The organism is Vibrio fortis (genome assembly GCF_000695685.1).
Classification (GTDB): domain Bacteria; phylum Pseudomonadota; class Gammaproteobacteria; order Enterobacterales; family Vibrionaceae; genus Vibrio; species Vibrio fortis_A.
Window position 1 is genome coordinate 16,102 of the sequence record NZ_JFFR01000033.1, and the last position, 26,644, is coordinate 42,745.

Below are 26,644 nucleotides of genomic sequence, written 5' to 3' on the forward strand. Positions count from 1 at the left end.
AACAGCAGCCAGCAGCCACAAATAGATGGTGTGATCCCTAGCTCACAGACATCTCTTCAAAACGATTCTTAACGAAGTCTATAAAGGTGCGGATTCGGCTCGGCTGATAGCGGTCACGATGATAGATTGCAGAAAAGTCCACGCTCGGTACAACCCACTCATCAAACACTTGAACTAGCTGCTGGTTGTTCAGCTCTTCCAAACAGTAAATTGTAGGAACACGAATAATACCGTTGCCCGCCATCGCCCCTTGAACTAATACTCGACCATTCTTGCACTGCAAACGCCCATTCACATGAACATCGACGGTTTTCTTACTGTCTTCTAAAGCTTGGAAGCTCCATCTACGAACCGACCCCGTTAAACAATCATGCTGCGTGAGCTCTTTTGGGTGAACCGGTTTACCTTTGCGTTCAAAGTAAGTAGGACTGGCAAGAGTACCCATTTCGATATCGAGTAGCTTACGGGCGATAAAGCCTGCATCCTCCAAACTCCCCATGCGAAAGGCGATGTCAAAGGCGTCTTCAATCAGATCCACACGGTGGCTACTGAAATCTAAACTAATACTGATATCTGGATAAAGCTGCATGAACTCATTCACAAGGTCAGCAATGATCACCTCACCAAGATACCCACCAACGCAGTTCACTTTGATATCACCACGCACTTCTTCAACATCATCAACAGCAGCAATCAAGGCTTGGTCTATATTATCTAAGGCTTGCTCGCAGCGTTGGTAAAGCTCTTCACCAGCATGGGTTAGGCGCAGAGTTCGAGTAGTACGAATGAATAAGGTCACGCCCATCTGCTTTTCTAGGCTGCTTACTTGACGAGAGACATGGGAACGAGAGACATCTAACTCTTCTGCCGCTTTAGTGAAATTGCCTAAGCGCGCAATGAGAACAAATGAACGAATATCAGACAGGTTAATTTGATTGAGCATAGTCGCGATTCAGTCAGAACAAAGATGCTTTTATTGTTGCAGTATGACAACAGTGTTTCAAGTAAAGCGCTATATATCAACAATGCTGTTTTCCTTAATATACCCCCATCGCAACGAAACACGTCAATAACGCCTTGTTTCAAATGCACTTAGACAATACGTCGTCACACGACGACATAAAGGTACAGAGGAAATAAACATGAAAAAACTAATCGTAATCACAGGTGCTAGTTCAGGTATTGGTGAAGCAATCGCTCGTCGTCTAAGCGATGAAGGTCACCCTCTGCTGCTTTTGGCTCGTCGTATTGACCGTCTTGAAGCGCTAAACCTACCAAACTCTCTAGCAGTAAAAGTAGACGTAACTGACCAAGCATCATTCGAAGCTGCGATTGCACAAGGTGAAGAGAAGTTCGGCCCTGTTGACGCACTAATCAACAACGCTGGCGCAATGCTTCTAGGCCAAATCGATACTCAAGACGCATCTGAGTGGAAACGTATGTTCGATGTGAACGTACTTGGCCTTCTTAACGGCATGCAAGCAGTTCTTGCGCCAATGAAAGAGCGTAACAGCGGCACAATCATCAACATCAGCTCAATTGCGGGCAAGAAAACGTTCCCTAACCACGCAGCTTACTGTGGTACTAAGTTCGCTGTACACGCTATCTCTGAAAACGTACGTGAAGAAGTAGCTGCAGCAAACGTTCGTGTAACAACAATTGCACCAGGTGCAGTGGAAACTGAGCTTCTTTCTCACACAACATCTCAAGAGATCAAAGATGGTTACGGTGAGTGGAAAGAGCAAATGGGTGGCGTACTAGCAGCTGACGACATTGCTCGCGCAGTATCATTCGCTTACCAGCAACCACAAAACGTATGTATCCGTGAAATCGCTCTAGCACCAACTAAGCAAGAGCCATAAGATTCACGCGACAACAAACATCACGTCATAATTAACGTTGAATAAAGAAGGGGCCTGTAACTAGGAATAGATTACAGGTCCCTTTTGTGTTCTTCTGTGTAGATCTTTATCTGCAACATTACACTCAAATACGGTTCGAATACCGTATGGCTATCAACTTAACGCATTCAATTAAGATACTAGCTATGCGCTTGTTGCAACTTTCTTGGTATAAGATGTTGTTGAGTGTTCACTTTCCTTTGTTATTTTACTCTCTAAGATCACTTCGTAAGGCAGGTTCAAGTTGAGTAGATGCTCATAACGTTGTTCAATTTGGTCCCTTTTGAGCTTCAGCGTAGGTGTTAGCAGTCCATTCTCAATACTCCAAGGCTGTTCAACAACAATCAGGTGATCGAGCCTTTCATGGGCTTCTAATTCTCTGTTTACTTTCCTTAAGGTAGCTTTCAGTTCTTTTCGAACATGGGCTGCGGTACTAGGTGTGCCTCCACCTAAAACAATTAATGCAATCGGCTGTTTTCGGCCAATCCCCATGACACATACTTGCTCAATATCTGGATTCCTACCTAAGCTGCTTTCAATGGGAACAGGTGAAACGTACTTTCCTTTACTCGTCTTAAACTGTTCCTTTACTCGTCCAATAATTCGCCACGAGCCATCCGCATTAAGCTCTGCTTTATCACCCGTCTTAAACCACCCCTCTTCAAAAGCGGCTTTGGTGGCTTCTTCGTTTGCGTAATAACCCGAGAAGACAGCATCCCCTTTGATCAGAACTTCACCTTCTTCAGACAATTTCATTTCGACACACGGTTGAGGCGTTCCAATTGTTCCAAGGTGCTCGAAGTCAAAAGGGACATTGCTGCAAGATAGGCCTGACGTTTCTGTCATCCCCCAACCCTCGCCGATACTGATACCGATCTTATGGAACCAAAGAAGCACTTCCGGGGAAATAGGTGCACTACCAGAACCAAATAAAACCGTGTCTTGAAGACCTAGGTTTTCCCGTATTTTACGCGCAACAATTTGGCCAATAAACGGGATTTTAAGTAATAGCTGTAAACGGTTATTAGGCATCTTCGCTAAGATCTTTGACTGGAACTTGGTCCATAGTCTTGGTACAGAGAGGAAAGCAGTTGGACGAGCATATTTAACATCTTCAATGAAGGTATCAATTGACTCAGTAAAAAACACTTCAGCTGGATTATAAATCGATGGAAGTTCAACCACACAACGCTCAGTGATATGAGCTAATGGCAGATAAGACATAACGCGAGTTTCCCCTGGTTGAAAAAATATCTCACTGCCAGATGTTGCTGACGACGCAACGTTTAAATAACTAAGTTCAACTCCCTTTGCCAAACCAGTGCTTCCAGAGGTGTAGATGATCGAAAAAGTATCGTTAAGACTAGGGGTGTTAATCTTTTCAAGTGGCGTCAACATCGACAGCCAAGCATGCCAGTCAAGTTTGCAATCAACTTTAGCACTAGGCATAGCTATGGTGACTAATGACTCAGGTAAAGCTTTACTGAGCTCTTTGGTATCATCAAGTTTGCCAATAAACACAGCTTTGGCGCCACTATGCTCCAACACGTACTTTATATTGTCTGCACTTGCGGTTGGATAAATCGGAACACTCACCAAACCAGCCATCATTATTGCTAGGTCACATATGTACCACTCTGCCGAATTTTTAGCGATGATGGAGACTTTGTCCCCCTCCACTAGTCCACTATCAAGCAAACCTTTTGCAACTTTCCGAGCTGTAATATCTGCCTCAAGCCACGTATAGGTATGCCACTCTCGGTCTACTGGTTGATGAAGCCATACCTTGTCAGGATGTTGATCTACGTTGATATTAAATTGCTCTAAAGGCGTACGATAAGCTGTCATTAGTTACTGTCCCTAGTCATTTAAGATTGCGCTGCCGAAGTGGTTATAGCGATTAATAGGCTCAAAGAGATGATGAGAACTAACACCAGAAACCGATGAACACTTAACCACTCATGGTCAGACCACATTAATTTTGAACAACATTTAATCAACAAATATTTAACATCCACTCTGTTGGATGAGACATTATCTAGCAACAACTTGGGAAAGAGTTGATAGATTTGTAACTAAAGGTCGTGTGGCATCAATTTCTAGCTTTACTTCGGGGTACATTTGTTGCCTGAAAATAGTCACGTTTAATAGAGAAGCAGTTTTCTCTAAATCTAAAAGTTAACTAGGTTAGAACAAGGCAATGGTTTTACCCGATTTCGTAGAAAACAAAAAGGGATCTGAATATTCAGATCCCTTTCTCATATTTATATAGTGTTAAGACAGGTTACGCTTGTTGAGCGACCTCACGGCTGCGCCATTGAATCACTATTAGTCCGATGATAATGACGATACCCAGAGGACCTAATCCGAATGGGTTGAGGAGTAGCAACGGGATAGCGAGCAATGCCACCAAACGTTCTACCATGTTCAGTGAGCGAATCAGATAACCTTCAATCGCAATAGCGATGGCGACAATGATCGTCAGCGTTTGAACGATAGAGAATAGCAACGCTGGCATACCATCGTTCGGATTTACGATACTAGTGTATGCCATCATGATTGGGATGATGAACAGGCCACCAGCAAGCTTAAATGCCTCTACCGATGACTTCATTGGATTCGCGTTTGCAACACCTGCACCAGCAAAGGCAGCAAGTGCGATCGGTGGTGTTACATTAGAAGTCTGTGACAACCAGAATACAATGAGGTGAGCCGTTAACAAAGGTAAGCCGAAGTCTGTCAGCATTGGTACCGCCATAACTGCGAGTACGATGTATGCCGCCGTTACTGGTAGCCCCATTCCGAGCACTAAAGCTACTAAACTGATTAAGCCCAGTGCGATGAGCATGTAGCCGCCAGAAAAGTCCATCACAAACTGAGTGAACTGCAAGCCAATACCTGTCTGCCCTACTACACCAACGATTATGCCAGCAGCACCACACGCAGCTGAAATAGGTAGCGCCATTAGCGCACCATTCTTCATGCCTTCGATGAATTTCTTCAAACCAATACGGCTGTGCTTACGAAGTGCTGCCGTCATTAGAATCGCACTACAACCCGCAACACCCACCAACAATGGTGAGTACGCCATCATAAGCAGCACGGTAATAAGAATGAGTGGAATCAGGTGGTGCGCACCATCTTTCATTACTGCAATTACCGCTTCGGTTTTGCTCACGGCTTGCAGATTCAGTTTGCACGCCATCAAGTGAACGTAAAGCAGAGTACAGAAGAAGTAGAGAATCGCTGGTGCAATCGAGGCGATCATGATTTCGCTATAAGGCACGCCAGTAAACTGCGCCATCACGAACGCTCCCGCCCCCATAATAGGTGGCATGATCTGCCCACCCGTTGAGGCAGCAGCTTCAATACCCGCGGCTTGCTCTGGTTTATAGCCAAGCTTCTTCATCATCGGAATGGTGATAGAGCCAGTCGTCACCGTATTTGCGATTGCCGAACCTGAGATTGAACCTAAACCTGCAGAAGCCAATACCGCCGCTTTGGCTGGGCCGCCACGGTATTTACCTGCAATCGAGAATGCGAGATCGATAAAGAACTTGCCCGCGCCCGTGACTTCAAGAAAAGCACCAAACAACACAAAGATGAATACCGTTGTCGCAGCAATACCGAGTGCCGAGCCAAATACGCCATTCGCAGAATAAATCTGGAACTGGATCAGCTCTTGTAAGCTGTATGCCTTAATCGCAAAACCACTTGGCAACATATCGCCCAATGCACTGTATGCAAGAAAAAGAGCCGCAATGAACACCATCACCCAACCTACGGTGCGTCGACAACCTTCCAACAACAATGCTAGCAAAGTACAACCTGCAAACATGTCGGCAAACTGAAGGCCATAGAATAGATGGTTGATGTCGTTGTAGTCGAAGATCCACAGGCGGTATCCTGCAAATACCACCACGCCACACAGGATGACATCGATCAGCTTACCGACCACAAAGAATTTGTTCTCACGATTAGCGATCAATGGATAGTGAAGGAAGATCAATACCAACACCCAACACAAGTGGATAGGTCTGAAATAGGTCGCGGAAATGGTTGAGCTAACACCCTGCCAAATTTGAAAAACAGACAATGCCACCGCAACAACCAGTGTCAGGTAGCCCATAACATTCACCAGTTTTTCATACGGAAGCGGTTGTGAAGAAGAGTGTTGATTATCAGGGGTAATATCCATATTAATGCCTGCTGGATAAGAACGAATTGATAAAAAAGGGTAAGTGAGAGATCACTTACCCTGAGGTAGATCAGTTACTTGCTAACCGAATCTAGGTACTTTTGAGCACCAGCATGTAGTGGTACGCCTTGTAGTCGAGATGCATTCTCTGGTGTTGTCATTTCTGCCATTTTTACCACTTTACGAATGTCACCAATGTTCTCAAATGCAGCCTTAGTTAGGTTGTACGCCATGTCGTCGCTCATGTTCGCGTTAACCACCAACACATTCCACACGCTAAGCGTTGATACAGGGTCAACCTTATTGTAAACACCCGCTGGAATGTCATAAGCGCTGTAAGCTGGGTACTGCTTCATGAAGTTTGCACTCTCTTCGTCCGAGATAGACAGCACCTTAATGTCATGAGTCAGAGCAATCTGAGTCACCGCACCTACGCCTTGGCCACCAACAATAAAGCCAACATCAATTTGACCATTCGCCAACGCGTTAGTTGTTTCTGAGTAATTTAAGTAAACCGCATCGATGTCTTTTTTAACGTCAATGCCCATTGACTCAAGCAGCGCTGCCGACGTTACCGCCGTACCACTTGCAGGTGCGCCTAAAGAAACGCGCTTACCTTTTAGTTGTGATAGAGAGTCAATACCCGAATCTTTAAGAGTAATGGTGTGCACTAGGTTTGGGTATAGAGCAAACAGTGTTTTCACTGGCATTTTTTTCGGGAACTTACCTTCGCCGTTGTATGCATCAAGAACAACGTTACCCATAGCGATACCTGCGATCATATCGCCACGAACTACCTTAATCGTATTCTCGACTGAAGCTGCGGTGACTTCCGCTTTAGCATTCACATCTGGCACATTTTCAGACCAAACTTTAGCCAGCGCACCACCGAATGGATAGTAGATACCACTTTGACCACCGGTACCGATTGAGTAGTTTTCGGCACTTGCCATTGCAGGCAGAATCGCGAATAAAGCCACTAATAAATTACGTTTAAGCACAATCATCTCCTTGATTATTAAACCGTAATTAGATCTAAACCTAGCTACAGATTTTATTTACTGATCGTTTTTTGAACCGTTTAAAACATTACTCTGCGACCGAATATTGTGCAATAAATTACAGTGCAAATGTGAAACAAGTGTTAAATTGATCACTTATCAATAAAAAAAGGGCAAGCCTAAGCTCACCCTTTTATTTTCAACAAATATTATAAGTTGAGATTAAAACTCAATTTGAAATACCGATGTTGTACCACTCACTTCGTTACCAACTGCAATGAAATGTTGGCCTGAACGACTGAAATACTTGATGGACTCAGGACCTAAATCCCCAGCCTTCGAGTTATAAGTGTCGTTGTCACAATCACCATCTTCATCAACCTCGGTACATACCGGTTGTGAGAAATCGCGATTGTTGAGGTAACTAATGAAGCGACTCTCTTTCGGGTCGGTAACGTCGTAAACCATGATACCGCCATGACGCTCTAGGCCGATAAAGGCATAGTGCTTACCGTTGATGTTAGCCACTTCAATGGCTTCAGGCTCAACACCTTTATCATCACTGCGATCATCGCCACTCATGTTGTTGTCATTGGTACTATTGAAGTGTTCTGGTTGCTGTTGATAAACAATTTTCGCAAAGTCGTCACCGCTATCAAAGACCAACTCGCCAGCTTCATTCCAGATAGAGAATGAACGAGAACCAAACGCTTGAACTTTTTGATCAGCTTGTAATGTTTGTTGCGGTTTGATCACTTTTAGACGAGCCAGTTGTTTATTGTCTTTAAGTGCATCGGCCAACGGGTGGTCATCAGCAACATCCAGCTTTTTACCACGAACTTCATCCACATAAGCGATACAAAAGTCTTCTTCAGTCGTATACTCGGCAGTGCCTTGGTAGTCATCACCATCCCATTTGTAGCCAAGCTCATCACACATTTTTTGTGTCGTATCGATGCCGTATTCTCGACCATCCCCTTCATTGGCGGTCAGGATGTAAGTTTCACCATTCACGCTGTAACTCGCAATGCTGTCAGGCATGTACAAACCTTCTAGCATCTCATAGCTTTTGAAGTGACCGAGTTTCTTGTCTTTATTCGAAGCATCAAGCTCAAATTCAGCCCATGACTTGCCGCCCAGTCCGAAGATGGCATCAACGCTTGCAGATTCAACGTCGATCGCAGCTAGTGCGTTGTTCTCTTGTAGCGCAACATAAAGCTTGCCGTTGTCAGAGAAAGTCAGGTATTCCGGTTCAAGGTCTTGAGCTACGGTCGCATTCGGGGTAGAGATACGGACCTTGTCACTCAGTTCGCCATGGCGCGCTTGTCCTTGGTTAAACGCTTTGAAATCAATCTGCGTAACCACTGCACCTTGTGGGCCGTTAAGCAGATCGATAAGCGTCACGCTGCCCTCAGGGTCGATGGTGTAATCCGCGTTCGGCTCGCCTTCGTTAGCGGTTGCGATGTAACGACCATCTTTTGAAAAGCTGACCATGTCAGGCAAGGCGCCGGTACCGTATGTAGTAATAAGTTCCAACGTATCTGAGCGATAAAGTGCGACTAAGCCATTTGCCTGCTTGTCCGCGTTTTCGATAGCAACCGCAACTAAACCGTTGTGTGTAGAGACACTGTTTGCTGCTCCAATATTGATACCAGAAGCCTGAGCAGCTGACTGTAGATCTATCGAACCCTCGCTGGTCGGTTTACCACTGTCATCTAACGCGAGTACATCAACCTTTTTCGCTTGTGCATTTACAACGTACAACTTATCGGTACACGCATCGTAGCTCACAATCTCAGCCGCAGACGTGTCAAAAGGAGCATTGGCAACTGACGTTCCGATAAGGCGAAGTCCAGTCACTTCAGCCGAAGACGAAGTTGGTGACGTCGGAGTCTGGCACTGATAACCAAAAGAAGTAGGCGCCGAGAAGGCAGCATCTTGGTTTGGGGTTGGTTGCGAACAGCCCATCAGCGCAAGCGAAACAGAAATCGAAGTGAAAAGTTGAGTGGTATTGAGATTAAATCCAGTGAGTTTTGACACGTGCTTTTTCATATATCCTCCATGAGCGAGAATCGCAATGCTAGAGGGCTTGTATGACAGAACGCAGACAGCGAGGTTACCAAAAGGTTACATTGATAGATCAGTTATATATTTATTCAGTAGCCACCAAACAAAAAAACGCCCAAGCTGGCTGGTGCTTGAGCGCTTAAAGTTAGGGCGATGGACTAATTAGAACGGCTTAAAAGCGCGTCAAATTAGAATTTGTAACCACCACCGATCATGAATACCCATGGGTCGATATCTACATCAGTAGAGTAATTTGTACCACCTAGGTTGTATTTAGCTGTTGTATCAATGTCTGCGTACCATACAGAAGCGTTTAGGAACCAGTCATCATTGATCATGTAGTCCATACCCACGTTTGCTGCTAGACCCCAAGAGTCGTCCAAAGATACATCGCTTAGGCCAGCAATTTTAGAACCTTCATCGAAGAATACTGTGTAGTTGATACCCGCACCCACGTATGGACGGAAATCGCTCTCTGCAGTACCAAAGTAGTATTGAACCATGAACGTAGGTGGAAGGTGCTTAGTATCAGCGATTTCACCAAGACCAGTCGCAGAAATATTGTGAGAGAACGGTGTTGCTGCTAGTACTTCGAAGCTGATGTTATCAGTAAACATGTAACCAAGCGTTAGGCCAAGCTGAGTATCCGAATCAACACCAAACTCGATGCTTGGGTTGTCAGCTACAGCACCACTGCTCTCGTTTGGAGATACCGTTGCAGCTCCAACACGAACGATGAAATCGCCTTCGCTGTGAGCAAGAACGTTAGCAGACATAAGGGCAGAAAGAACCGCAATACCACATACTGTTTTTTTCATTATTATTTCCTTTTGTAGGGCTTACTTATTGATGAGTCAGTAATCATTTCTTATTTTGCGTGCAAGGTATCACACAATAACCCCACATTATTGATGGAAATCAATTTGTGAAAAGTTATGAGTATTTATATAAATTTATTTAACCTCGATCACTCTATTCACCCAATTTATTGACACTTTTGTAATGCAACTTTCCCGTGCGTCATTTTGTTAATCAATTATGCGCGCTAGACCTACGCACCATATTGGTGCTAAAACACACCTTGCTATCATCACCTGTTCCGTATTGGTGCACAAAACCCTACCAACCTGATTTCACCTCTAAAATTCAACAACTTACATATGGCGCAATGCTTGCAATAGTCTTGGCATAATCATAAATACATTGAGGTTCTGACATGCAAGACACTCTAACTATCGTCCTCGCAGGCGGCGTAGGTTCTCGGCTTTCCCCACTAACAGACAACCGCGCTAAGCCCGCCGTCCCATTTGGTGGCAAATATCGAATCATCGACTTCACGTTAGCAAACTGTTTACATTCTGGTTTGCGACAAATACTGGTGTTGACTCAATATAAGTCCCACTCTCTACAGAAACACCTGCGTGATGGTTGGTCGGTGCTCAACCCAGAGCTTGGCGAGTTCATCACCAATGTTCCTCCTCAAATGCGCACCGGAGACAGCTGGTACAGCGGCACGGCTGATGCCATCTATCAAAACTTGTACCTACTCTCTCGCAGTGAAGCGAAACACGTCGTGGTTCTATCTGGTGATCATATCTACCGCATGGACTATGCGCCGATGTTAAAGCAGCACAAGCAGACCGAAGCGGATCTAACGGTAGCGTGTATGGAAGTGTCGATTGATGAAGCGAAAGAATTTGGGGTGATGGAGATTGACGAGTCTCATCAGATCCAAAACTTCACCGAAAAACCAAGATACCCAGCCTGTGTTCCGGGTAGGCCGACAAGAAGTATGGCTTCGATGGGGATCTACATCTTTGATAAAGAGGTACTGACTCGCGCCCTATTAGACGATGCTGAAGATCCAAATTCGAGCCACGACTTTGGTAAAGATATCATCCCGAAACTAGTGAACAATCAGAGTGTTTATGCTTATAAATTTGGTAGCGAAGAGGGTCGAGTTACTCAAGACGCTTACTGGAGAGATGTCGGCACAATTGACTCCTACTACCAATCCAATATGGATTTACTTAAGCCAGTATCCCCAATCGATCTTTACCAACCGGATTGGGCGATTCGAACCTATGAACCGCAGCTTCCCCCAGCTCGAACCATAGCTTCTGTCGAGGGCAACCAAGGCATCTTTATCAACTCAATGATTGCCAATGGTGTGGTAATTGAAGGAGGGTCTGCTCAGAACTCTATCTTCTTTCCAAAGGTGAAAGTCGAGAATGCGGCCATTGTTATCGATAGCATCCTGTTTGAGAATGTGGAAATTGGTAAGAACTGCCATATTCAAAATTGTATTATTGACAAGCATGTGAAGGTGCCCGCTGGAACCGTAATTGGCGTCGATAGCAAAGCCGATGCTGAGCGATTCCATATTTCAAAAGAGGGTGTGATTGTAGTGCCTTCTTCGTATCGTTTTGACTAGCTCTTAACGTCTTGACCAGATCTTAAAATGTAAACTGAGCACTCCAAACACGAAAAAGGCAGCGATTAAGCTGCCTTTTGTCTATCAAATCAGACCCGATCAGAACGGCCCCAATTCAATCATCTGAGCGATAACCACTGAAATCAGAGCACCTACCGACCAGAATAAGAACAACGGTAGGAAGAAACGAACCCACTTCGAGTAAGGTACTTTTGCAATCGCCAATACAGCCAGCAAGCCGCCGTTGGTTGGGTAGATGTAGTTCGAGATACCATCACCTAATTGAGAAGCAAGTGCCGCCACTTGACGTGTTACCTCACCAATATCCGCTAGAGGGATAATGATTGGCATGGTAATCACAGCCTGACCACTGCCCGATGGGATGAACAGGTTGATCACTGCTTGTGAAAAGTAGATACCTGCGGCCGCCACCAGCTTCGAGCTACCCGAGATGATTTGCGCTAGATAGTAGATAATAGAATCCACAATCTTAGCGTCTTCCATGATCGTCAACACCGAACGAGCAAAGAAGATGATCAACACTGCAACCAGAACATCGCTAACACCGCGTGTCCAATATTCACAGATCTTATTCGGCGAAAGGCCAGCAACCAAACCCGGAATAATCGCCATTGCGACAAAAGCACCCGCAATTTCAGTAAAGCCAAAGCCCATCGTCAGCGTACCGAAAATCATATACGCAAACACGCCAAGGAATGCCACACCCGCCAGCTTTTCGCGCGTAGTTAGGGTTTTCGCTTCAACGTTAGACTCGTAGTGGTAACCCGTACCATGCAGTAGCCCTTTGGTTGGGTCTTGCTTTACCTTACGTGCGTAGTTCAAAACATACCAAGCGCCTGTAAGGAGCATAAACATACCGACAATAAAGCGGTACCACATACCTGAGTACATTGGCAGCTCCGCAATCGTATGTGCGATGCCAGTAAAGAATGGATTCGCTAATGCTGCAGCAAAGCCTGCACAGCTTGCCAAAAGAACCACGCCAAGTGCTGTAATCGCATCATAGCCAAGCTTGATACAGATAGGGATCATTAATGAGATGAAGATAACATCAAGCTCACGCATACCTGTGAAGGTCACATTGAAAAAGATCGCGGTCATGATCACTGGCGCGATCACGTACAAACCCTGCTTTTTCAACTTACTGGTTAACGCAACAACGGATGCATCGAGTAAACCCATATGCTTGATGATACCGAAGGCACCACCCACAAATACTACAACGCCCATTACGCCAGAGGCAGACTTGAAGCCTTTAAAAAAAGATTCAAAAAATGAGGCTAATGTCGTTGGGTTACTGCTAAGTAGTGTATAGCTATCTGGGTCGATGACCGTTCGACCGTTCATTACTACACGTTCAAATTCACCTGCTGGGACAAAGTAGGTTGCAATCGCTGCAACGATAACCATGATGACCAGAGAGAGAAACGGGTGGTTTACCTCTTTTTCATCAGCAGATACAGGTACGGATGAAGATACCGTAGATGTCATATAAGCTCCTTACTTGTCAGCTACTAGCAACGCCTAGCAGCAAGGATTATTTTTTGGAAAAACAAAACCCTTCACGCCAACAAAGTTAGCGCTAATGCGGGGTGTTTAATAAAGGTCTTTGATAGATGGGGCTCTCAATGCACATGAATGAAGTAGTCTGAGCTACTTTCTTGCGTCCGAGCAGAATGCAGATGTTCAGCCTAATCGCTAAACCGAGTGAGGACATTACCCGTAAAGGCGGAATTGACCGCGTAGGTAATGCGTATTTTATCAATTACAAAGACAAGCGGCGTATAATAGCATAGCGAGCGGTAAAATTGGGTGAAAATGTGATATACATCTAACTTTTATCTCGATACAAAAAAGCCCCGCTAGAGCGAGGCTTCAAAGTAGAGGAAATCTCTTTTATTTCGGCGCTAGTTCATCGCTCTCTACCAATTCGTCGCTCTTTACCAATTCATAATTCTCTGCCATTTCATGAGGTGCGATTCCATATTCGTAATCGGCTAGGAAACCATCCCTATACACCTTCATGCCTTTATCATCCCAGCTCACTTTGATGATCGCTGTTTTGCCATCTTCACTGCCCATTAGCTTTAGCATCTCGGTATCTATTTTAATCGCTTTGATGGTTTTAATACGCTTGAATGGCTTAAATTCTGTGGTTGAAGTTGGCAGTTCACCATAGCTGCTTACCCAAGTCTCTTTTGGCACCAACCATTGATTATAAACATCGCCCACAATCGGCTTAGGCATACTTGCAATCACAACACCATCTGTCATGACATTATTGGTTTCCAAGCTATAACCTCCCTTACCGTCTGACACATAAGTCGGGAAATCCGCGCCGATTTCAGACTCCGCAGGTAAGCGACCTAGGGTGACAGATTTTTTCACGTACAACTCAGCAGTATCAAACTTTTGCATGATTTCAGGGATTGCCTGAAATTCTACTGGGGCAGCAAACAGATTAAATGACACGGACATAGAAGCTGCGAGTGCAGCAAGTTTTAACGGCATAGACATAGTCAGAAGATCCTTAATGAACAGTGCGCCTAAGATAAACCGCATAAAGTACGAGTCAACAGATTGCTGAGGGAAATATCAAGAGCTGTGATATTGATTGAAGGTTTTCGAGCTCGAAATAAGAGCAAAGTAAGCAGTTGTATAAAAAGTGACTAATATTGAGAGTAATTAGCTTGAAGGGATAAATTACTGCGGCAGAGAACCAAATTAGAGTAATTCGTCAGGCATGATGCAAAATTAAACATGTATCAAAATCACGAGACATAATATGCGCACGGTTTTGGTGAGTTTCAAGAGCCAAACAACAGATTATTTGATAACACTGAACTCAATCACACATGTGTATTTCCGCTGTTGGTTAATCTAACGGATGTTTGCTACGTTTAAATGACACAGTCATTGGAAAGGTATGATTTATGAAAGTAAACGTTCAAACACATCACGTATCAATTAACGACGACTCACGCAAAGACATCGAAGGCAAGTTCGATAAGATTGCTAACCACTTTCCATCACTGATCAGCTGCGACATCATCATCACTAAAGAGCACAACCAACATCAAGTTGAGGTATTCACAAATTACGAAGGTGTGCGTGTAACAGCCAAAGCGACAGACGATATTATGTATCCTGCCGTAGCCGCAGCAATCAAGAAACTTGAAGCAGGTCTGAGTAACAGAAAAGGGCAATTGAAAGCCGATCTTCACGCTAAACCGACCAGCACTAAGCCAGAAATCGCGTCTGACATCATTCAAGAGATGAAGCTAGTTTAACTCGGCACTCTTTCATCTTATAAGGTGAATGGATAAGGAAAACAGAATATTAAGAGCCAGCCAACGTGCTGGCTTTTTTGATCGAGAAAGAAAATAGCCTCAAAAATTTAAACCATACAAAGTGTTGGTGATATCACAAATTGCAAGTAGTATGGAATCCACTATCGTTATGGAACAATGCAATAAAAGGATGTTTATTATGAAAAAGATCGCACTGGTACTTTTCTTAGCAAGCCAACTGATGGCCTGTACAGAGGTCGGCAGTGAAGCTTGGTGTACCGATATGAAAGAGAATCCAAAAGGCGACTGGACTGCAAACGAAGCCGGAGACTTTGCTAAGCACTGCGTATTCTAATCCCAGTCATCAGGATAGCTGATTGCATTAAAGCTTATCTTACTAAACCAAAGCTTATCGCACTCGAACAAAGCTAGCAGAACGGACAAAACGCTGAAAATGAATCTAAAAAAACGACCCTAGGAAGACCGAGACTCCTAGGGTCGTTTGAGCTTAATAATGCTAGACAAAAGCTCTCAATCACACAGTTTTACGTTAGGGAATACGTCATTAGATCAGTTTGTTACGAATATGAATCACGACTGCTTCCGCGATAATCACGACCGCAAAAATACTCACCAGTACCATTGATACCTTCTGCCACTCAAACAAGTTTTGAGCATCATTCAGTACCACACCGATACCACCCGCACCTACCAAGCCAAGCACGGCAGATTCACGAACATTAATATCCCAACGGAACAGAACAATCGAGTAGAAAGCGGGCATGACTTGTGGCCAATAGCCTTTTAATAGAACACTCATCCAAGACGCGCCAGTTGCACGTAAGGCTTCAATTGGCCCCATGTTCACTTCGGCAATGGCTTCCGCTAACAGCTTCCCTACAAAGCCTACACTGCGGACGGCAATTGCCATAATGCCTGCAAGAACACCGGGGCCAAACAGGGCGATGAATAGCAGAGCCCAAACTAATGAGTTCACTGAGCGTGACGACACTAGAAAGAACTGAGCAATCCAATTCAAGCTTTTGTTTGGCGTAATATTTGGCGCATTCAACAGCGCTAAAGGTATCGCAAAAATAAGAGTAAACAGCGTGCCGAGCGTTGCGATGTGCAGCGTCTCGATCATCGCGTCATGAATGGTGGTTGGATAAAACCCATAATCCATCGGCAGCATGCGTTGAAACATATCCGCAAACTGCGCAGGCGCGTCATACAAAAACTCAGGAATCACTTCCACTGTTTGCCAAGACCACACAATCGCGCTCACCAAACTCAGATAAATGGCAAATCGAGCGATGCGCTCATTAGGAGTAAATCGCTGCCACTCTCTATCAATAGATGCTGTTGTCATCAGAAAATTCTCCTAACGATATTGGAAAGAAACTCACCTACAAGAATCAAAGCGATAATGGTGATCAAAATAGCCGCGACAAAATCGTAATCGAAGCGCTGGAATGCCGAGAACAGTGTGCCACCCAGGCCACCCGCACCAACGATACCAACCATGGTCGAGTTACGTAAGTTCGAGTCGAGCTGGTAGCTAGCAAAGCCGATAAAGCGAGTGAACACTTGCGGCATTACCGCGTACAGAATCACGCTCACAAAGCTCGCCCCAGTCGCTTTAATGGCTTCTACTGGTTTGAAAGAGATCTCTTCAATTGCTTCTGCAAATAACTTAGCGATAAAGCCAATGGAAGCGAACACGAGAGTCAAGATCCCTGCTAGTGCACCGAAACCCACCGCTTTTACAAATAGAATCGCAATGATTACTGGGTGAAAAGAACGACACAGAGCGATAAAGCCACGAACTGGGGTCGACACAATCGATGGCATCATGTTTCTTGCGGCTAATAAGCCCAAGAATAGAGAGATAACGATGCCGAAGAAGCTCGAAATAATCGCTATCTGCAAGCTCTCTGCCAGCCCACTTAACAGTAAGTTAGTGCGTGAAAAATCGGGCGGAAACATGCGCGATAGTAAACGCTCACTCTCGCCAAAACCGATAATTAGTCGGTCAATGGTCAACCCCAAGGTCGAAAAACTATAGAAAAGGTAAGCGACGATCGCTACCACAATCGCACGGTTTGTCCACGATGCCTTAAACGGATTCTGATATTGAGTCTGCGATGTCGATGAGTTTGTGGTTAATCCAGCCATGACTCACCTCCGTAGATGATCTTAAGGTCATCTTCTGAGATACCTTCAGGGCTGCCATCGTAATGCACCTTACCATTACACATACCTATGATGCGTTTTGCGTAGCGCTTTGCTAGGCTCACATCGTGAATGTTGACTAGTACCGGGATGTTTTTCTGTTCAGCGAAGGTTTCCATCAACTCCATGATTTCTACCGCTGTTTTAGGGTCAAGAGATGACGTTGGTTCATCAGCCAATAAGATGTATGGGTCTTGCATAACAGCACGAGCGATACCCACACGCTGTCTTTGACCACCAGATAAGCTGTCTGCACGCTGATTAGCGAAGTCTTGAAGGCCAACAAATTCTAGTAGTTCGAAGGCTTTTGCAAGGTCTTGTGAAGAGTAGTTACGACGCCACGCATTCCAAGCCGTCATGTAGCCTAAGCGGCCACTCAGCACGTTCTCAATAACAGTCAATCGTTCTACTAGGTTGTACTCTTGAAAAACCATACCAATGTGACGACGCTGTTTACGCAGCGCTTGTCCCTGCAGTTTTGTCAGGTCAGAACCATCAAAGATAATCTCACCCTTACTTGGATCATTTAGACGGTTGATACAACGAAGCAGTGTACTTTTACCCGTACCTGATGGGCCAATGATGGCGATGATCCCTGGTTCATCGATATCAATGTTAATTCCTTTAAGGATCGGCTTTCCTGCTACGTATTCGTGATACAGGTCGTTGATCTTAATTCCGTCATAGCTAGCTACGGCCATACTGCGTTTCCTTGTGCAAATTTAAAATGAGCGATGCCCTACCCGTGAGGGCATCGACTTAAAACAACTTATTCAGTGAATAAGTGAAAAGGGTATTAGAGAGGAGTTACTGACTGTTTGCTTGTTTCGCGAGCTCAGCTGCTTTTTTCTTCGCGCGTTTCGCCGCATCTTTTTCCGCAAGCTTTTTCAGACCCGCTTTGGTGTAAGCAGTACCGGTTGCATGAGCAATGTCACGAATCACGCCCCACTCTTCTTTGTAAGAGATAGGAGAGAAACGGTCAGCGCCTTTGAATGCTGCGCTCATTTCTGGTGTAAAGCGGTAGCTAAAGAAGGCTTCGTTGATCTTGTCAACAAGCTCAGGTTTGAGGTTGTAAGCGTAGCCAAATGCTGACGTTGGGAAACGTGGGCTACGGTAGATGATTTTAAGCTCAGACGCATCTACGCGTCCTGCTGCAACCATGCGGTCGTAAACATCAGAGGCGACAGGTGCTGCATCGTAGTCTCCGTTGTATACACCCAAAATAGATTGGTCATGCTTACCCGAGTAAAGCACCTTGTAGTCTTGGTCTGGTACTAAGCCTTTGGCAGGGAAAAGTGCACGTGGCGCAAGGTTGCCAGAGTTTGATGACGCAGAAGTATGCGCAACCTTTTTACCTTTCAGATCAGCCATCGTCTTGATGCCGCTGTCTTTACGCACGATAGTGATTAGGTTGTAACCTTGGAAGCCTGACTCATCACCTTTCACGGCGATTGGTACATAACCCGCTAGGTTAACCGCGTAGCCCGTTGGACCTGTCGAGAAACCTGCAACGTGCAGACGACCAGAGCGCATCGCTTCCACTTGTGCAGAGTTTGAGTGCACAGTGTAGTAAATCACGCGCTTGCCTGTGATCTTACTTAGGTGCGCTTGGAAATCAGCAAATGCATCTTTATACAAGGCTGGGTCTTCTACAGGAGTGTAGGTAAACACGAGCGTACTCGGGTCATTCCACTCATCTGGATTTTTAGGCGAGTCTGCCACTAAATCTTGGTTTTCATCACAGTATCGATCGTCTAACACACCACGGCTAGAGCAGTCGTTTGCCATAGCCATTGAAGGAAGTAGTAGGGAGCTAGCGATTAACAGTCCTTTAACACTGATTTTCATATTCAAACCTTACTTTTACTTTTTGTTGAGGGTCGAACCTCTTATTGCACCCTTTGTGCCAACTATTATTTTATTTATTTTCAATAACTTAAAACAAAACCCATCTTGAGCGATTAGATTTGAGTCATTTGTGTCCAAGCAATTAATATGAATTTGGGTCACTTTTGTCCCACGTTTATCAAGCCAAAAAAAGAGCCCGAAGGCTCTTAATAAACAGATTGAGAATGTCCAATCATAGAGACAGGCAGCTCACTTCATACCGCCCATCTCATCGGCTCACTTAGGCTTTTGGTGCCATGCAGTTAGCGTAGTACGTCGTTGTAGCAGGCCAGTCACTGAATACACCCAACACTTCAACGTCTTGCGCTAGTACGTCTAGCATCTTCATCATATCGCCATCGTTGTTGATGCCTTGCTTGACGCTTTGGTAATACCAACCACCACCTTGTGCCAGTGGACCTGAACGCTCGAGTGTCCAAGCAATGATGTCTAAGTCAGCTTGCTTCGCCAGTTTAGCGTAGTCAGACGCAACGATTTGGTTATCTTTATCAAGCTCAACCAGAGCAAACAATGGCGGTGCGATGATGTTTACACCCGCTTTTTGTAGCTCTTTCATGTTCTCAATCGAAGCAACAAAGTCCGCTTGCTCATACACTCGATCGTCTAGATACACCGCTTGTTCACCAAACTTAGGGTTCTCTTTGATCCAGTACTTAACGTCATCCAGGTTGAATGACTGTAGGTAAGCTTCAGACGCATCAAAACCAGCGGCCTTGACTTCATCCACCAGCTTTTGAGCATACATCTCTTGGCTAAAGCCATTGAATGGCATCTCGACAGCTGCTGATTTCAGCTCCGGTGTCACCTTCACGCCATGTTGCTTGAACAGCGCTGCACTCTCAGCATGAGTCATCAAGGTACCACTTTGGCTATAAAGATCAGTTCTCCAGCCAGGCGTGCCATTCATGTACTCTTCAACCGTGGTTGCTTTAGGGTTCGCGCCGTCCATTTTCCCTTTAAGAGTCTTAAACTCCGCTAAGGTAAAGTCCGTCGTGCGACACTCCACCTGAGCGTCTTCACCCGAGGCAGGATTAGCTGGTTTAAATGGAACCGTACATTTCTTGGCAAGCTCAGGGTGAGCCAACACGTCCGTTGTGGTGTGCAAATCGTTTTGTGAGTGACGGCAGACAAGTTCTTTGTCTTTGGTAAAGGTCACATCACATTCCAAGATGCCAGCACCCATTTGAATCGCAGCGAGATAAGACTCTTTAGTATGTTCAGGGAACTGCATTGGTGCACCACGGTGACCAATAGAGAAGTCACTGCGCTGGAAAGGCCCTTCACTACAACTCAATAGCTTAGTTTTCAGCGGTCCTTCGTCCATATTGTTGATTAAAAAGAGGGGACGAGGTCCAAGGTTGGCAGACTCTTGTGCTGCCCATGCTGTCATCGAACTCACGCCGAGTATTAAAGCAATTGAACCTTTCAGAATTTGCTTCATGTTTGTATCTCCTTGCAACAAGCAATTATTTTTTACTTTCCTTAATTTGGCCATTCAGTCTCCGCCTTTAACGCTTCCGCTCATCAATAAAAGATACGCATGCAATACGGAGACTGATAGCCTGCCTGCGGCTTTAAGCTACATTAGTTATGAGCCGCAATGGCTTTAAGCCGCAATAGCTATAAGCCGCAATGGGTAATTGCAGGCATTGTGCCAAATGTTAAAAACCTTATATTACAAACACTTGAAGTAGATATTAATTTATTGATTAATTAAATGGGTCATTACTGTCTTATCAGTTTTATCCCATTTCACACTGACTATATTTGGAACGAACTATGTTTGGAACGAACTATATTTTGAAACTCTCTTTATCAAGCTGATGCTTTTTCATCTTTCGATACAAGGTTTTACGCGGCAAGTTAAGCTTGTTCGACACATCATTGATGTTGCCAGCGCTCTCTATCAAAGCTTCTGTTAACACGTTACGCTCGTACTGCTCCATCTGTTTCTCAAATGCAAATTCACCACTGGTCGATTCACAGCTTGGCGATTGCAGATCAAAACCATCCCCCACAATACCGAGTACAAAACGGTCTGCGACATTACGGAGCTCACGCACGTTGCCCGGCCACTCATGTCGACACAACTGCTGGATCTGCTCAGGATAAATTGTCGATGGACGAGTCTTGTATTTGTGGCTAGCTTGAACAACAAAGTGTCGAAACAGCAGTTGAATGTCCTCTTTACGATGGCGTAGAGCCGGCAGATTCAGACTGGCGATATTCAAGCGATAGAAAAGATCGGCTCTAAACTCACCCGATTCACTCAGGCTAGCGAGATCGGCTTTGCTTGCCGCAACCACAACAATATCAACAGGGATCAGTTCATTGCCGCCAACACGCTCAATGGTTCGCTCCTGAATCACTCGCAGCAATTTGATTTGCACCGCGATAGGCATACTTTCGATTTCATCAAGGAATAGGGTTCCACCACTCGCCTGCTCTATTTTGCCAATGCGTTTTTTATTGGCGCTGGTGAACGACCCTGCCTCGTGGCCAAACAACTCACTCTCAATGATGCTCTCTGTCATACCGCCACAGTTAATCGCCACAAACGGTTTGGTTTTTCGTCGGCTAAATTGATGAAGCGCTCTTGCTATCACCTCTTTCCCTGTCCCCGTCTCACCATTAATTATGGTATCCACACCTGTGTGTGCTAGGGCGAGAACCTGTTTACGAATACTCTCCATGCCCTTTGATTGACCGATAACGACAGACTCAATTGGTAAATCGCTCTCTTCACTCTCACCAAAGGTTTGAGGGCTGTAGCTCTGACATTGTGTGAGCGCGAGATTGAGCTTCTCTACCAACTCACTGGTATCTAATGGTTTTTCTAAGAAATCAAACGCACCCAGCTTCATCGCTTCAATCGCCATAGGTATGTCACCGTGACCACTCATCAATAACACTTGTACGTTCGGTGCTCGATGTTGAATCGCACTGACTAAACTCAACCCATCGATTTTCGGCATTCGAACATCACTCAACACCACAGATTGGCTGCTTCCTTTCAGCGACTTGAGTGCCAAATTAGGGTCGGTGTAACTGGTGACGTTGAAGCCCTCGAGCTCAAGCATTTCACTCACCGCTTCGACAACGTCCAGTTCGTCATCAATCAAAATAATGTGGTTGTCTTGGGTCATGAGTGTGTGCCTTTTGGTAAAGTGACGATGAAAGTTGTGCCTTGGTGTTCTTGAGATTCAACGTGAATCGAGCCACCAAAGTCTTTTATGATGTTGTAAGCAATGGACAAACCAAGTCCGAGCCCTTTTCCAGAACTTTTGCGTGAATAAAATGGGTCAAACAAGTACGGGAGATCCTCTTGAGGAATACCTAAACCGTTGTCTTTGACTGATACTTCGATGGTCTCTGGGTGTTCAGAGGTAGAAATGGTCAACTTAGGATGTTCTTTGTGCTCGATAGCATCTAACGCATTGCTAATTAGATTCACCAAGACTTGTTCTAAACGGATACTATTGGCTCGAACCAACAAAGACCGATGCGGTGAATACTCAATGTTGACTCCGCTTTGGCGAGTCTCAAACAAGTCAATCGCATCGCTAATCACATCGTTCAGTACAACACTGGTTAGCTTGCCATCGCTCTTACGCGAAAATGCTTTCAGGTGACGGGTAATCGCTGCGACTTTCTCTAGTAATGTCTCGATCTTCTGCAGGTTGTTCGCCGCCTTATCTGGGCGCTCTTTTTCCAGCCACAACTGTGCACTGCGAACATGGCTATTTACTGCCGTCAGAGGTTGATTGATTTCATGTGTAATGCCGACACTCAACTGCCCCAAAGCCGCAAGCTTACCTGCTTGAATCAGCTCATCTTGGGTCACGCGCAATTTCTCTTCAGCAATAGTGCGCTCGATAACCTCAGCTTCGAGCTTACGATTGGTCTGTTTCACAACCTTAGCGGTGGTTTGGAACACTCTTAAATACTTAGCCATTTGCGTCACTTCATCGCGACCGCGAATCGCGACTTCGGTATCTAGATGCCCAGTAGAGATAGCGAACATGTTGTCTTTTAGTTGCAAGAGGCGCTCTAAAACACTCTTTCGAACATAGAACCAGGATATCGCCGCTGCGGCTAATACGCTAAACAGGGAGAGAAACAGAGACAGTCGCTGATTTGAAAGCAGAGACTGTTGAGCTTGTTGAATGGATTGATCGATATTGCCATTCACCTTGCTGGTGTGGCTTTCAATCTGAACCGTGAGCTGGTTAAGGTGCTCTCGGCTATTTTGTAGAAAGTACATCTCTTGATAACGGTGATCGAGCGCCTTATTTTTTAACTCGTACAGAGTGCTTGTACTAGATGCCAAGCTATAGATCACCATTAACTGTTCATCCAGCTCAGGAAATTCACTCCTTAGATCGCCACTCGCCCAAATGCCCCACCACTCTTCACCGACCTGCTCTAGACGGTATCCAGTGTAGTCCAGCTCATTAAAACTTGAATCGTTGTAAAGCTTCTCGACCAAACCCAGTTGATAGTAAAGCAGTGCCTTTAATTGGGCGAAATCAATCTGCTGCTTACTCGATTGAGGGAGCTCATCGAGTGCGTCACTGGCTTGTTGGAGCAATGGATAGAAACCTTCTAACAGGTTACGTAACTCTTTGTTAAGCTGCTGCGACTCTATTTCACTTTGATACAGCAAGCTCAAGCTATTGTGAACTTGTGAGATCAGATCTTTAAAGTAAGAGTGGTAGTCGGGAAATTGAACCATGATGCCTTTCATCTCCGAAATGGCTTGTTCAATTCGCAGCATCGCTTGTTGGCGCTCTAGGTTGGATTCAGCACCACTGAGTTGGGAAGAGGTTGTGATGACTTCTCTGACTCTGTCATTCAGACGAGCCGCATTGTCGAGAGCAGGGATCTCTTGCTCCTTCAGCTCGACAAGACGTTGATTGAGAATATCAAAAGTGAAGCTAGAAAAGACCGAAAGAAAGATCGTCGTCATCGACAGCATCGCTAAAGCCAACACCAAACGCAGTTCAATGCCTTTCCAATTGAACCACCTTCGACGTGAAAACTTCGCCCGCAACGTGGCTTCAAAGCGAAATTCATCGTCTACAAGTTGGGAAGAATCACTACACACACTCTTTACTCTTTCTATCGAAAAATTCACAGTAAGCGTCAATGATTCAAAGAGTTAGGATGTTAAATAAGCCACGCCAACCAAGCGTATTGTTTTAGAGAAACAATGAAATCGCCCACAATCATTAACATTTCACATAAAACACCATAACAATTCTTTTATAAAGTGCTGACTGTGCATTTTGCGATAACAGAAAGTGACCTCGTAGACAGAACCAAAATTGTGTTAGGCCGAGGGCTATTGGAAAAGCGTTCCAACAAACTATTTTTACTCAACTGCATACCTTTTATAGGTGAATAATTTTGCACCAAATCATATTCCGGGTGGTGAAATGTAAATTTATTGTGACTGAGATCTCTCAGCCCTTTTTCTCATCCTCAGCCCTTTGATTTATGGATGATTTGCCTCTGTTTCACTTGGTCAATAATGAAGCAAAACACAATAATAAGGACTTGAACGTGAAACGCACCCTAACTACGACGGCTTTAGCGGTTTCTTTCGCACTCTTAGCTGGATGCCAGTCTACAACCGAGACCTCTGAGCAGGTCGACCTCAATGCCTACCAATGTCAAACCACACACAGCGCTGAAATCAACGACCTGCGTATCTACCAAGTAATGGTCGAAAGCTTTGTGAATGGCGATGACTCTATCGGGCACGGTACCGGCTACGGCACTAGCCACCATAAAGGCGATATTCAGGGCATCATCGACTCACTCGATTACATTCAATCGCTGGGTATGAACGGTATTTGGCTAACACCTATCTTCAATTCTGAGCCTGTTGCAGGACAAGATCACTGGGCAGATAGACTTGATGCAACGGGCTACTTTGCCACTGACTATTTCAGTATCGACCCACGATTCGGTACGTTAGAGCAAGCTAAACAGCTAGTAGAAGAGGCGCACGCTCGCGGCTTATACGTATTCTTTGATGGCGTATTCGGTCACCATAAAGGTAATGTTGCGCCTTCACCTACTGGTAAACTACCACAAGGCGAGAACAACCCTGTCGCTTACCCAGAGAGTTTAGAGTTCTACAAAGAGGTCGCGACTTACTGGATCAAAGAACTTAAGATTGATGGCTGGCGTCTTGACCAAGCGTATCAAGTACCAAAAGACGCATGGGCAGAAATTCGTGAGAGTGTCGATGTCGCCTCTGCAGAAGTTGAATACGTAAACTCAGAGGGTGAAACCGTTAATCCACTGGGTTACATGGTTGCTGAGATTTGGGCGGGAGAAAACCGCATTATCGAAACAGGCTATGGTACTAACAGCTCTCCGGCACTCTGCTCTGCGTTTGACTTCCCTGTGCGTTACCGCTTAACAGAGACGCTTGCTGTAAACGAAGCCGGTGTCGGTGGCAAAGGCGGTGAGTGGCTAGCAGAAGGCATGTCATTACACTCACTTTACCCAGACCACGCAAAACCAAACCTTATGATTGGTAACCACGACGTAGTGCGCTTTGGTGACTTGCTGCAACGTGGCGATATCGCTTCACCAGAAGACGATGAATACTGGCAACGATACAAAGCAGCTTTCTCATTCCAAGCAGCTTACACAGGTCCAATCACCACTTACTACGGTGACGAGATTGGTGATCAGCTAGATGGGTTTGCTGACAAAGTATGGGAAGATTGTGCTATTCCAGGACTGTGTGATGACCACGTGGCGCGTACCAGCGGTAAAGTGGAAGGTATAACAGCTGACCTTAATGCCCGCGAACAAGATCTGAAGCAGTATGTGACAACTCTGATGACACTTCGCCAGGAGCACCCGGCACTGTCTCAAGGTAAGCGAACTCATCTACTTGCTAACGAATCCGTTTACGTCGACCACAAAGGTGACGAAAACGAAGCGATCATCTATGCCATTAACGTCACTGACAAGGCATACACACTAGAGCTCACTAAGAAACAATCTGGCTCTGACGCTGGACTGAGCGACCTGCTCACTCAAGACAAAATCGCCGCATCCGGTGACAGCTACCAAATTGAGCTAGCACCATTTGAAGGTCGATTCTTGAGCGTAGATAAACCAAGTGCTGCGGGACCTGTCGCTGCGGCGATGGCGAGCGCTCCAGTCTCTGGCCAAGGCTTTATGGCTCAGTGTGATAACCCTGTCGTATCTGAAGCTGGCCCAGTGAACAGTAAGCTATACGTCGTAGGTAACTTCGCAGACTCTGGCTGGAAACACAAAGAAGGCAGAGCCTTTACCTACCGCGGTGACAATACCTATCAAGTTGTGACTAAAGAGAAACCGGGCAGCTACCGCATGCAATATGCGTCTAAATCTTGGTCTCCGCAGTACACAGCTGATGGTCTGAATATCAAACTTGGTCAAGAGGCGGCACTAACCAAAGGCGGTTATGGTAAAGATACCGCTGTTACCATCCGTGACGGTGGTAAGTATGTTTGGAGCTTGAAGTTTGACGATGCAGGTAAGCCACTGCAAGTTATGGCTTCAAAGTGTCCCTAGTCTCAACA

The 26,644-nt window shown here is 45.3% G+C and carries 20 protein-coding genes; 5 read left to right on the forward strand and 15 right to left on the reverse strand.

Annotation, left to right across the window (positions count from 1 at the left end):
* Positions 1–37: 37 nt before the first annotated feature.
* Positions 38–943, reverse strand: a complete 906-nt coding sequence (locus VFDL14_RS01730) for a LysR family transcriptional regulator (protein WP_032553423.1) — start codon at positions 941–943, stop codon at positions 38–40.
* A gap of 199 nt (positions 944–1,142) precedes the next feature.
* Here VFDL14_RS01730 and VFDL14_RS01725 point away from each other — a divergent pair, with 199 nt between their 5' ends.
* Positions 1,143–1,862: an SDR family oxidoreductase gene (locus VFDL14_RS01725; RefSeq protein WP_032553424.1), complete on the forward strand. Its 720-nt coding sequence runs from the start codon at positions 1,143–1,145 to the stop codon at positions 1,860–1,862.
* A gap of 183 nt (positions 1,863–2,045) precedes the next feature.
* Here VFDL14_RS01725 and VFDL14_RS01720 read toward each other — a convergent pair whose 3' ends face one another.
* The 5 genes from VFDL14_RS01720 to ompW form a co-directional block, all read right to left on the reverse strand.
* Positions 2,046–3,749, reverse strand: coding sequence for an AMP-binding protein (locus VFDL14_RS01720; protein ID WP_050487498.1), 1,704 nt, complete (start codon positions 3,747–3,749; stop codon positions 2,046–2,048).
* Positions 3,750–4,185: 436 nt separating this feature from the next.
* Entirely contained in the window at positions 4,186–6,099 is a 1,914-nt protein-coding gene (locus VFDL14_RS01715; protein WP_032553425.1) for a TRAP transporter permease, read from the reverse strand.
* A gap of 74 nt (positions 6,100–6,173) precedes the next feature.
* Positions 6,174–7,106 carry a TAXI family TRAP transporter solute-binding subunit gene (locus VFDL14_RS01710; protein WP_032553426.1) on the reverse strand — a complete coding sequence of 311 codons (933 nt, stop codon included), beginning with the start codon at positions 7,104–7,106 and terminating at the stop codon, positions 6,174–6,176.
* A 216-nt stretch (positions 7,107–7,322) separates the two neighbouring features.
* Positions 7,323–9,068, reverse strand: coding sequence for a choice-of-anchor I family protein (locus VFDL14_RS01705; protein ID WP_050487513.1), 1,746 nt, complete (start codon positions 9,066–9,068; stop codon positions 7,323–7,325).
* A 287-nt stretch (positions 9,069–9,355) separates the two neighbouring features.
* The gene (gene ompW, locus VFDL14_RS01700) at positions 9,356–9,985 is read right to left on the reverse strand and encodes an outer membrane protein OmpW (RefSeq protein ID WP_032553428.1); all 630 of its coding nucleotides are present in this window, start codon (positions 9,983–9,985) and stop codon (positions 9,356–9,358) included.
* A gap of 398 nt (positions 9,986–10,383) precedes the next feature.
* On the opposite strand from ompW, the gene glgC reads away from it, so the two are divergent.
* On the forward strand, positions 10,384–11,601 hold the full coding sequence (gene glgC / locus VFDL14_RS01695; RefSeq protein ID WP_032553429.1) for a glucose-1-phosphate adenylyltransferase: 1,218 nt from the start codon (positions 10,384–10,386) through the stop codon (positions 11,599–11,601).
* A 99-nt stretch (positions 11,602–11,700) separates the two neighbouring features.
* On the opposite strand, the gene VFDL14_RS01690 is transcribed toward glgC, so the two are convergent.
* Together VFDL14_RS01690 and VFDL14_RS01685 are read right to left on the reverse strand one after the other, a co-directional pair.
* The gene (locus VFDL14_RS01690) at positions 11,701–13,113 is read right to left on the reverse strand and encodes a YfcC family protein (protein ID WP_032553430.1); all 1,413 of its coding nucleotides are present in this window, start codon (positions 13,111–13,113) and stop codon (positions 11,701–11,703) included.
* A 405-nt stretch (positions 13,114–13,518) separates the two neighbouring features.
* On the reverse strand, positions 13,519–14,139 hold the full coding sequence (locus VFDL14_RS01685; protein ID WP_050487499.1) for a hypothetical protein: 621 nt from the start codon (positions 14,137–14,139) through the stop codon (positions 13,519–13,521).
* A 416-nt stretch (positions 14,140–14,555) separates the two neighbouring features.
* Between VFDL14_RS01685 and hpf the strand changes: the two genes are divergently transcribed.
* Positions 14,556–14,912, forward strand: a complete 357-nt coding sequence (gene hpf / locus VFDL14_RS01680; RefSeq protein ID WP_032553431.1) for a ribosome hibernation-promoting factor, HPF/YfiA family — start codon at positions 14,556–14,558, stop codon at positions 14,910–14,912.
* A 199-nt stretch (positions 14,913–15,111) separates the two neighbouring features.
* Positions 15,112–15,267, forward strand: coding sequence for a DUF3012 domain-containing protein (locus VFDL14_RS24190; protein ID WP_084181929.1), 156 nt, complete (start codon positions 15,112–15,114; stop codon positions 15,265–15,267).
* 210 nt (positions 15,268–15,477) lie between these two features.
* Here the strand turns inward: VFDL14_RS24190 and phnE (VFDL14_RS01675) are convergent, their stop codons facing one another.
* From phnE (VFDL14_RS01675) to VFDL14_RS01645, 7 genes are all read right to left on the reverse strand, one after another.
* Positions 15,478–16,281, reverse strand: coding sequence for a phosphonate ABC transporter, permease protein PhnE (gene phnE, locus VFDL14_RS01675; RefSeq protein WP_032553432.1), 804 nt, complete (start codon positions 16,279–16,281; stop codon positions 15,478–15,480).
* Positions 16,281–17,087, reverse strand: coding sequence for a phosphonate ABC transporter, permease protein PhnE (gene phnE / locus VFDL14_RS01670; protein WP_032553433.1), 807 nt, complete (start codon positions 17,085–17,087; stop codon positions 16,281–16,283). Before phnE (VFDL14_RS01670) ends, phnE (VFDL14_RS01675) begins: the two co-directional genes overlap by 1 nt.
* Positions 17,075–17,845, reverse strand: coding sequence for a phosphonate ABC transporter ATP-binding protein (gene phnC, locus VFDL14_RS01665; protein WP_032553434.1), 771 nt, complete (start codon positions 17,843–17,845; stop codon positions 17,075–17,077). The genes phnE (VFDL14_RS01670) and phnC overlap by 13 nt, the downstream gene beginning before the upstream one ends.
* A 106-nt stretch (positions 17,846–17,951) precedes the next feature.
* Entirely contained in the window at positions 17,952–18,992 is a 1,041-nt protein-coding gene (phnD, locus tag VFDL14_RS01660) for a phosphate/phosphite/phosphonate ABC transporter substrate-binding protein (protein ID WP_032553435.1), read from the reverse strand.
* Positions 18,993–19,272: 280 nt separating this feature from the next.
* Positions 19,273–20,493, reverse strand: coding sequence for a glycerophosphodiester phosphodiesterase family protein (locus VFDL14_RS01655; protein WP_032553436.1), 1,221 nt, complete (start codon positions 20,491–20,493; stop codon positions 19,273–19,275).
* Positions 20,494–20,845: 352 nt separating this feature from the next.
* Positions 20,846–22,198 carry a sigma-54-dependent transcriptional regulator gene (locus VFDL14_RS01650; RefSeq protein WP_032553437.1) on the reverse strand — a complete coding sequence of 451 codons (1,353 nt, stop codon included), beginning with the start codon at positions 22,196–22,198 and terminating at the stop codon, positions 20,846–20,848.
* Entirely contained in the window at positions 22,195–24,105 is a 1,911-nt protein-coding gene (locus tag VFDL14_RS01645) for a sensor histidine kinase (protein ID WP_235201781.1), read from the reverse strand. Before VFDL14_RS01645 ends, VFDL14_RS01650 begins: the two co-directional genes overlap by 4 nt.
* Positions 24,106–24,575: 470 nt before the next feature.
* On the opposite strand from VFDL14_RS01645, the gene VFDL14_RS01640 reads away from it, so the two are divergent.
* Positions 24,576–26,636, forward strand: a complete 2,061-nt coding sequence (locus tag VFDL14_RS01640) for an alpha-amylase family glycosyl hydrolase (protein WP_235201783.1) — start codon at positions 24,576–24,578, stop codon at positions 26,634–26,636.
* The last annotated feature ends 8 nt before the right edge of the window (positions 26,637–26,644 follow it).